Origin of the sequence: Paenibacillus sp. FSL R7-277 (genome assembly GCF_000517965.1) — a bacterium.
Classification (GTDB): domain Bacteria; phylum Bacillota; class Bacilli; order Paenibacillales; family Paenibacillaceae; genus Paenibacillus_AQ; species Paenibacillus_AQ silagei.
This window is the reverse complement of sequence record NZ_ASPX01000031.1, coordinates 1-8,896: the sequence shown is the minus strand read 5'-3', so window position 1 is coordinate 8,896 and position 8,896 is coordinate 1. Positions and strand designations below refer to the sequence as shown.

Sequence of the window (8,896 nt, the reverse complement as noted above, 5' to 3'; positions counted from 1 at the left end):
AAGCACGCTAGTAATCGTACCGTCTAAGAGGTTGGTCACCGTACCAGCAGATGTTAAAGTACCAGCAGTGATAGTCGCACCAAGTATACTAGAGATGGTGCCGTTCAAAATGACGGTGGTCAGGTTCCCGCTGGTATCCGTAGTTAGCGGCCGGTCGATCAGGGTCGAGGGGTCCCGGCCAAAAATAAGTGTGCGCAAATTATCCGGATTGGCCTGAAATGAACTGAAATTTGGCAAATGGAGTCATCCTTTCTGTGGGCGATTTCTGCCGTCAGCCTGCTCATGAAAAGACCCAAACCGTCGTCTGGGTCCATAAGCATGTATAGGCTGCCGGGTTAATAGAGAGAAGCATGAGTTGGACAGGACCATTCGAATGGTGTGATATTAGGATATGGAGCTTTTAAGAGAATGACTGGGTTAGCCCTGCAAAAATACGCAGCCGCCAAACAACCTGCCGGACAGCTTCGCATACTATGAAAATATGCTAGACCGACAGAAGGAGTGAGAATATGCCGAATGAGACTGTATTTAATCAGAATAGCCAGCCGCTGTATACCGAGCAGGTTAACACCTATATTGCACCCGGGATCGATACTCTGCCTGAAGCGGGAGCCGCGATGTCAGGTTTATTGTTTGGGATTCCTTTTGCCTCCACGGTGGGTACTTCAACCCCGCTTGTCATGCAGATAGCTAATCCCGGCGGCAGCGGACGTACCTTGTATATCTCCCGCATCATCGCAAGCACGGGAACAGCGTCGGTCATCTTAACTTTGCTGCGTAATGCAACGGTGAGTGGATCAACGGTCACTCCGGTCAACTATAATTTCGGGAGCTCGGTCACAAGCGTCGGCACTGCCCGGACCGCAACGGCTGCGCCTACAGGTTCTCCGGCAACATTAATGTCGATGCTGCTGGCCATAGGTCCGGTCATCCTTAATATGGACGGCAGGATGATCCTGCCTCCCGGCAACTCTCTTACGATATCGGTAACCATTGCGTCAGGGAGTACTGCGGCAACAGGCAACATCAGCTGGTGGGAATTTTAGAACGGAAGAGGAGGAGAAGAACCATGCCCAACAACTATGTAATCAATGACAATGACCAGCCGGTCTATGTTGAAATGACGAACACCTTCCGTGCCCCGGATATCAGTGCCCCGCCAGAGATCAGCGCTTCGCAGGCCGCCGTATTATTCTCGGCGAATGCCTCGAACTCGGCAACGATCGTGCTGTCGCTTCTCTCGGCCGTCATTTCGGTCCGCATCAGTAATCCTGCGGGCAGCGGCCGGACCTTGTATCTGTCCCGGATCAGCGGCAGTATCGGCGGCACCTCGGTGCTGACCTCGATCTCTGGCAGCTTTACCATTGTCAAAGGAGGCACAATTTCTTCGCCGTCCACGGTGACGCCGGTAAATAATAATCTGGCCAGCGCGGCAGCAAGCAGCATGACGGTCCAATCCTCCACCGCAGCTATTTCCGGGGGTACTGTGCTGGCGAATGTTCAGATTGCGCCGGGAGTGTTCAACCCGGCTTTTACCGGCAGCATTATCGTCCCTCCGAACAATGTCATCAGCATCAGCGTAAGCTCCTCAAGCGCGGCAGTCGGGACGATTATATCTGCATTAAGTCTGAACTGGTGGGAGAGATAGCAGGCCGTGGCCGCTTGACTTCAGGGTGGCAAAGGTTTATTTTTCTATAAATGGATGAATTAGAGGATTGGGGAGGAGGAAGCATGGAGACTTGTCTGTTTATACACGGCTTCACCGGAGGTGAATACGAGATTTCTCCGCTTGCGCAGTTTCTGGAGCGCAGCGGCTATGTGTCCAGAATGTTTACCCTGCATGGACATGGAGGCGGCAGAAGGGAACTGCTTGATTCAAGCCGGGGGGACTGGCAGCTAAGCGCCGAGGAGGAGCTGAAGCAGCTATTCTCAAGCTCCGACAAAGTACATCTGATCGGCTTCTCTACCGGAGCGCTGATTGCATCTCGGCTATCCGTTCAGTATGCTTCCAGGATTCAGTCGCTCACCTTGTTATCAACCCCGGTGTATCCGCTCAACCCGGCCGAGATTCTGCGCACACTGGTCCGCCCGGAGATGCTCCGGAATTATCTCAGCAAATGGGGTTCTACACCCATGAGAGCCACGCGGGAGTTCCAGCGGCTGGTGCGTGAGAGCTTCGAGGTTTATCCGCAGCTGAAGGTGCCGACCTTGATTGTACAGGGCAGGCGGGATCATCTGGTGAAATTCAAAAGTGCGGACTATCTCCGGCAGACGATTCCCTCGGAACGCAGACAGGTGCTGATTATGGAGCAAAGCGGACATATGGTCTGCCATAGCGCGGAGAGTCCCGCCATGATGGATGAAGTGCTCCGGTTTATCCGCCGCACCGGCGATTCCGGGTAGACGAAGAACCCTTCCAGGGCTGGAAAGGGTTCTTCGGTCTGTCGCTGCTTCTATGATTATACGTTGACATTGAGGAGGGGGCGTGGTATTTTCAGCTTAAGGAAACCGGTTTCCTATTGAAAAGGATGATTACCGTCCTCCCGCTATTCTACTATTCCGTTATTTCGCTAGTTATTCTGCAGCAGCCCCGCCGCTTCGCTTGGAAGATAACCGGGGAATCAACTCCGGCTCCAGCAGTTGTCCGCTCACAGCAGCTTCTTTGTTATCCAGCTTGTCCATTAATAATCGTCCTGCGGATGCGCCGAGCTGGAAGGTATCCATATTGAGTGAAGTCAGCGGAGGAGTGGTGTAGGGGGACAAGGGATATTCATCGAACGTGGCAATGCCCAGCTGTGAAGGAATGGAGATATTCAATTCCCGGGCCGCCTGCAGCACGCCGTAAGCAGAGAAGTTACTCATGCAGACGATGGAGCCGGGGGGATTCGCACTTTGCAGGAGCTGCTTGGCTGCCTGATAGCCATCCTCCTCCACCGCCCGGCCATTGATGATCCAGCCGCTCTGCACAGCCATTCCCGCCTCGCTGAGTGCCCGCTGATAGCCGGCTGCACGGCGAAGGAAGAGCGGCTCATCCTTCTCGCCGCCGATGAAGGCCACAGACGGGTAGCCCTGGTCCAGCAGATGCCGGGTCAGCATGAATCCGCCCAGCTCATTGTCGCAATCGACCCAGATTCCCGGAGCGTTGATCTCACCGATGGAGATATAGGGGAACTCAAGCCGGTTCAGCTCCGCGCACAGCTCAGGAGTCAGCACCGAGGTGTTGGCAATAATGCCGTCCACCCGCTTATTCAGCACCAGCCTCTGCAGGAAATGCCCCTCGGCATGGTCATGCTGAATATTGGCAATGGTCAGCTCATATTTCAGAGGACCAATGATGCTCTCCACCCCGCCGATAATGTTATAAAAGAACTGATTGAGAAACTCGCTTTCCTTGGACATATCAATGAGGATAGCTATCGTATTGCTGCTCTGTCTGGCAAGTCCGGTGGCGATGCTGCTTGGGGTATAGTTCATCTGCTTGATGATGTCCCGGACCCGGGCCTTCGTTTCCTCGGATATTTTGGGAGAGTCGTTCATGACCTTGGATACAGTGGATTTGGCGACACCCGCTGCCTGGGCGATATCCTTAATAGTAACTTTCATAGCTTTCCCTCCCGTCCTTACGGTATGGTACGCCCTAATGGCGAACCTTGTTCTACCTGTCATAATAACACAGTTGCTGAGACTGCTCTATGCGGCATAAAAGGAGACTATACAGTATGCTTACCCGGTTATTCGTATATCACACAGCGGAGGACCCTTTTGCCTTCCCGGCAGGCCCCCGCCTGCTTAAACTCAGACTATTCGTGCAGAGCGGACAGTCCTTGTCCTGCACGGTTGTCCACGCTGACCGTTATGATTCACCCGGCCATGAGCTTCCGCAAGAGATGGAGCGGATCGGCTGTGCCGGAGCGTATGACATTCATGAAGCCCTTATTCCGGCTGAGACTGGCAAATGCCGGTATCTGTTCCACATCGGGAATCCCGCAGGTGAATACCTATGGTATGGGGAGCGGGGAAGCTCGGAGAACAGGGACCAGGCGGGTGCCTTTCAATATGCCTATATTCACCGCCCGCAGGCTATTGCGCTGCCTGCTTGGAGTTCAGACACGGTGGTCTATCAGATTTACCCCGAGAGCTACCATCAGGGGACGCTTCAAGGCATTACAGACAAGCTTACATACTTGCAAGAGCTTGGCGTGACTGCTATTTATATGACGCCAATCTTTGAATCGCCTTCCGGGCATAAGTATAATACTTCCGATTACTATAAGGTAGACCCCGGCTTTGGGACGCTTGAGGATCTGAAGATGCTGGTCGGGACTGCCCACCGGCTGGGAATGAAGGTTCTGCTGGATGCGGTCTTTAATCATTCCGGCGATACCTTTTTTGCCTTCCGGGATGTGCTGGAGCATGGGGAGGCTTCGCGCTACAAGGACTGGTTCTATATCCATTCCTTCCCGGTCAGCGGGGCGCCGGCTCCCGGCTATGAGACCTTCGCCAAGGCGGAGGCGAGTATGCCGAAGCTCAATATGGATCATCCCGAGGTAGCGGATTACATGATGGACGTAGCCAGGTATTGGGTGCGGGAAGCGGGGATCGACGGCTGGAGGCTGGATGTGGCCAACGAGGTGACTCCGGCCTTCTGGACAAGACTGCGGCGGGAGCTGAAGGCGGAATTCCCGGACCTTCTGCTGATCGGCGAGATTATGCATGCTTCCGGGCCCTGGCTGCGGGGAGACCAGTTCGACGGCGGGATGAATTACCTGCTGCGGGATGCGGTGCTGGAGTTTTTTGCAGCGCAGTCTGCGGGGCCGTCGCGGTTCATGGAGCAGCTGCTGCACCAGGAGGCCTTGTACAATGATCAGGCCAATTCGGCGATGTTCCAGCTGCTGGGCAGCCACGATACGCTGCGTTTCCTGACCGCCTGCAAGGAGGGGGGCCGGGGCTGGGACCGGGAAGCTACGGCAATGAGCCGGATGCGGCTGGCTGTCTTTTTCCAGATGACTTATATTGGGCTGCCGATGATCTATTACGGGGATGAGGTTGGAATGGAAGGCGCTACAGACCCGCATTGCCGGCGGCCGATGCTCTGGGAGGAGCAGGCTCAGCATACCGGACTGCTGGACTGGTACAAGCGGCTGATCTCGCTGAGAACAGAGCATGAGGTGCTGCGCCGTGGGGCCTTCCGCCCCTGGTTCACAGATGAGACGCGGGGTATCCTTGGCTATGTCCGGCGCAGCGGGCAGGATCGGATGGGGCTAATTATCAATAACTCCCCCAACCGCTACCATCTGGAGCTGCCCGCCTACCGTTCGGAGACCAAAGTGCTGACTGAGCTGTTAAGCGGACTCACCCTCCGCAGCTCAAGCAAGCTTCTTGTGGAGATCGAGCCATTTGGCTGTCTGATGCTGCACTAACCTGTAACCTCTGTCCACGGTAAAAGAGTAACGGACTCTGAGGGGCGCAGCAAGCGGGTGTTATTTCTTCTTTTTGTTTTGTCTCAGCAGCCGGAATTCCTTGTTCTCCCATTGCTTGAGCAGCGGATAAGGATCGAAGGCCCACTCCGTAATGCCGCGGTCACGGTAGATGCCATAATGCAGGTGGGGCGGGAACTTGCCCTGTGTGCCCGGGCTGCCATAGCCGGAGCTGCCGACCCAGCCGATGGTCTGTCCCGGAGTGACAATATCCCCTCGCAGCAGGGACTTCTCATACCCCATCAGGTGGGCATAATAATGGTAGCGGTTCTCGATATCGCGGATACCGATGCGCCATCCGCCGTAGCGGTTCCAGCCCTTGGTCTCGACAATGCCGAAGCAGGTGCTGCGCACCGTCAAGCCATGCGGCGCGAACAGATCCGTGCCTTCGTGAATGCGCGCGCCGCCCCAGCTCCGCCCGGTGCCCCAGGTGCTGCGGTAGGCATAATTGGTCCCGATCGGCAGCGGAAATGCGCTGCCGGACAGGTCCAGCCGTCCGAAATGCTCATATAGCTTGGCGAACTGGGAGACGCGCTGGGCGGCCCGCCCGTTGTGATAGTACTCCCAGATTCCGATATTGAAGTCCGTAGCGGAATCCCCGTACTTGAGCAGGTGGCGGGCCATGCTGTAGAGCACATCGGCATCGCTCTCGGGATCGGCGATGCCGTCCCCTGATCCGTCCACCCCGAAGCCGCCGAAGAAGCGGATGGAGTCCGGTTGCTTATCGTCCTGATCCGGATTCAGCGGACCGGACCATACGGGCGCCGGAATCATAATTCCGGTAAGCCGTGGCTTAGCCGCTGCAGAAGTGCTATCTGCGGCGGCTGTTTTTTTGCTTTTCCTGGCGATGGACCGTTCGTACTGATCGATGGCAGCGAAGCGGTACCAGGGAATGCCGGTTGCCGCACCCATCTGCTCAAAGAGCTGCTTGCGGTCAGCGGCGGCAGTCTCTTTGCTGTCTGCGGGAGCAGGACTGCCCGAGCTCAGTTCGGGAATTGTATGATAACGGGCAGCTTGGGTGCTTTCGGCAGGACTACCGCTCCAGAGCAGGGCGGCGGCAGACATACACATCAAGGTTCTGCGGGTGTAGGGGCTCTTTATTAAGGCCAGCATGATCTCATCCTCCTGCGTTTGGGCGCATGAATTGCATATAGGTTTGCGGAAGCGGCACTCGGGCCAGGTGCTTTTCTTTAGATTGAAGCAAAAGGACTTTTTTTATCCATGACTGCTCCAAGGTTCACAAAAACAGGCAAAGGACTACTTCACATGCTATAATATGAGGCAGCAACTTTTGACTGTGAAATAAATTGACATGACATTCAGATCGAAAGCGGGGTCTCATCACTTTGACTAATCGAACAGCCAAACAGCCCAAGCCAGACTGGATCAAAATCAAGTTAACCACCGGTGAGGAATATCAGGAAATCAAGGGTATGATGCGCTCGAAGACGTTACATACCGTATGCGAGGAAGCGCGCTGCCCGAATATTTATGAATGCTGGGCTAACCGCACGGCGACCTTCATGATTCTGGGGGATATCTGTACGCGCGCTTGCCGCTTCTGTGCGGTGAATACAGGCCTGCCGACCGAGCTGGACCTGCTGGAGCCGGAACGAGTGGCAGAGGCTGCCGAGGGTATGCAGCTTAAGCATTGTGTGGTTACGAGCGTGGCCCGCGATGATCTGAAGGATGGAGGTGCGGCGATTTTTGCCGAGACCGTGTCTGCGATCCGTAAGCGCCTTCCTCTATGCAGCATTGAAGTGCTGATTCCTGATTTCCTGGGGGACCGCGAGAGCCTGGAGATTGTGATGAACAGCAATCCGGATATCCTGAATCACAATATCGAGACTGTGGAGCGGATGTCCGACCGTGTCCGGGCCAGGGCCAAGTACCGCCGTTCCCTGGAGCTGCTGCGCCGGGCCAAGGAGATGAAGCCGGAGATTCCGACCAAATCGAGCATTATGCTTGGCGTCGGTGAGGAGTGGGATGAGATTCTGCAGGCGATGGATGACCTTAGAGCCGTAGATTGTGATATATTGACATTAGGACAATATCTTCAGCCTTCGCCGAAGCATCTGAATGTGGAGAAATACTATCCGCCGGAGGAGTTCGCGGTGCTGAAGGAAGAGGGTCTGAAGCGTGGCTTCAGCCATGTGGAGGCCGGCCCGCTGGTGCGCAGCTCTTATCGTGCCCATGAGCAGGTGAAGTCTGCTGCCGTGGCCCGTGAGGCGCGTTCCGTTTCACAGGCATAGGTAGGTCTTTTAGTCTATTTGCGTTGGGTTCGATTTTATAAAAACTTGTGAAAACAAGTTTGCCGCGTGACGGAGTCACAGTAGATAGGTTTTGGTTTTAATGTTTTTAGGTTTTAAGGTTTAGGTTTGTTTTTAAAAGGGGCTGAAGGGTCGAAAGAACCAATGCCGCGATAGCCGGCGAGGTTCTTGGGTGACGTTTGCACCCCCTTCACGTTGATGGAGTCATGGAGAGGGATTTTGAAATTGTAGGAGCGGCAGCGGCCGGAAATTCAAAATCCCGCGGAATGACGGCTTATCAACGTCCCCCCCTAGATATTATTGAAAGGCAGGCGACACACGCTTGATCGTTATAGGTGGAAAAGGTTACGAGCTGATGCTCGATCATAAGGATGGCTGGAACCCTGAGGCTTTTCGCGGAAGATACAGCGAAGTGCTGGACCGGTACGATTATATCATCGGTGACTGGGGCTACAGCCAATTGCGCCTCAAAGGCTTTTACCGGGATAATCACCCTAAAGTGAACCGGGACACGGCCATCTCAGGCATGGTGGATTATATTAACGAATACTGTAACTTTGGTTGTGCGTACTTTGTGCTGCATAAGCTGAAGGAGTCCCCGCAGGAGGGAAGCTTCAAGGATATTCTGATCAAGGAAATCCCGGAGCCGGAGCTAGACGAGGATCTGGAGCAGGATGCTGAACAGGTGGTAACGGTAAAAGAACACCGGGAGCCGCAGACGAAGGGTGCAGGCCGGGAGCATGTAACCAAAGACAGACCGGTGCGTGAACACCAGAGCCGCAATCACCGCAACAAAGAAGGCCAGGGCAAGAAGAACCATAAAGAGTTCCAGGGCAGAGGCCAGCAAGGCCAACCGAATAATGTCCGGCAGAACAGAGAACACAAAGACAACCATTCCAACCGGTCTAACAAGCAGGCGAATCAGAATAAGCAGGATAGACCGGAGAAGCAGGACAACCAGAGCAGACAGGATAGTAACCAGAACAAGCAGGACAACTAGAACGATAGCCAAGGGGACAGCATGTACCCCCGGTTTCTCAATGTAACTCAAAAAGCCTCTTCAGCACACTAGCGAGGCCACTGAAAAACTAGCCTTTCTTAGAAAAAGTAAAAAAACGTATTTAAAAGACGACGTTATTCGGTTTCTCC

Annotated in this window: 8 protein-coding genes and 1 pseudogene; 6 read left to right on the top strand and 3 right to left on the bottom strand. The window is 54.6% G+C overall.

What is annotated here, in order from left to right:
• Positions 1 to 237, bottom strand: a pseudogene (locus tag C173_RS34960) (DUF6385 domain-containing protein); the annotation flags it as partial.
• 272 nt (positions 238 to 509) lie between these two features.
• On the opposite strand from C173_RS34960, the gene C173_RS11405 reads away from it, so the two are divergent.
• The 3 genes from C173_RS11405 to C173_RS11395 all read left to right on the top strand — a co-directional run bounded on the left by C173_RS11405 (position 510) and on the right by C173_RS11395 (position 2,403).
• On the top strand, positions 510 to 1,046 hold the full coding sequence (locus C173_RS11405) for a hypothetical protein (protein WP_036724881.1): 537 nt from the start codon (positions 510 to 512) through the stop codon (positions 1,044 to 1,046).
• 23 nt (positions 1,047 to 1,069) lie between these two features.
• A complete protein-coding gene (locus C173_RS11400) occupies positions 1,070 to 1,648 on the top strand; it encodes a hypothetical protein (RefSeq protein ID WP_036724879.1) in 579 nt (192 codons plus the stop codon).
• A gap of 83 nt (positions 1,649 to 1,731) precedes the next feature.
• Positions 1,732 to 2,403 (top strand): alpha/beta hydrolase, encoded by a 672-nt coding sequence (locus C173_RS11395; RefSeq protein ID WP_036724878.1) that lies wholly within the window; start codon positions 1,732 to 1,734, stop codon positions 2,401 to 2,403.
• Between the two features lie 171 nt (positions 2,404 to 2,574).
• Here the strand turns inward: C173_RS11395 and C173_RS11390 are convergent, their stop codons facing one another.
• Positions 2,575 to 3,603, bottom strand: coding sequence for a LacI family DNA-binding transcriptional regulator (locus C173_RS11390; RefSeq protein ID WP_036724877.1), 1,029 nt, complete (start codon positions 3,601 to 3,603; stop codon positions 2,575 to 2,577).
• A gap of 116 nt (positions 3,604 to 3,719) precedes the next feature.
• On the opposite strand from C173_RS11390, the gene C173_RS11385 reads away from it, so the two are divergent.
• Entirely contained in the window at positions 3,720 to 5,420 is a 1,701-nt protein-coding gene (locus tag C173_RS11385; RefSeq protein ID WP_036724876.1) for an alpha amylase N-terminal ig-like domain-containing protein, read from the top strand.
• Positions 5,421 to 5,480: 60 nt separating this feature from the next.
• Here C173_RS11385 and C173_RS11380 read toward each other — a convergent pair whose 3' ends face one another.
• Entirely contained in the window at positions 5,481 to 6,590 is a 1,110-nt protein-coding gene (locus C173_RS11380; RefSeq protein ID WP_036724874.1) for a M23 family metallopeptidase, read from the bottom strand.
• Between the two features lie 233 nt (positions 6,591 to 6,823).
• Here C173_RS11380 and lipA point away from each other — a divergent pair, with 233 nt between their 5' ends.
• Both lipA and C173_RS33630 read left to right on the top strand, forming a co-directional pair.
• Positions 6,824 to 7,729 carry a lipoyl synthase gene (gene lipA / locus C173_RS11375; protein ID WP_036724873.1) on the top strand — a complete coding sequence of 302 codons (906 nt, stop codon included), beginning with the start codon at positions 6,824 to 6,826 and terminating at the stop codon, positions 7,727 to 7,729.
• A 340-nt stretch (positions 7,730 to 8,069) separates the two neighbouring features.
• Complete coding sequence (locus C173_RS33630) at positions 8,070 to 8,747, top strand: YutD family protein (protein WP_081751119.1); 678 nt, start codon at positions 8,070 to 8,072, stop codon at positions 8,745 to 8,747.
• Positions 8,748 to 8,896 lie beyond the last annotated feature (149 nt).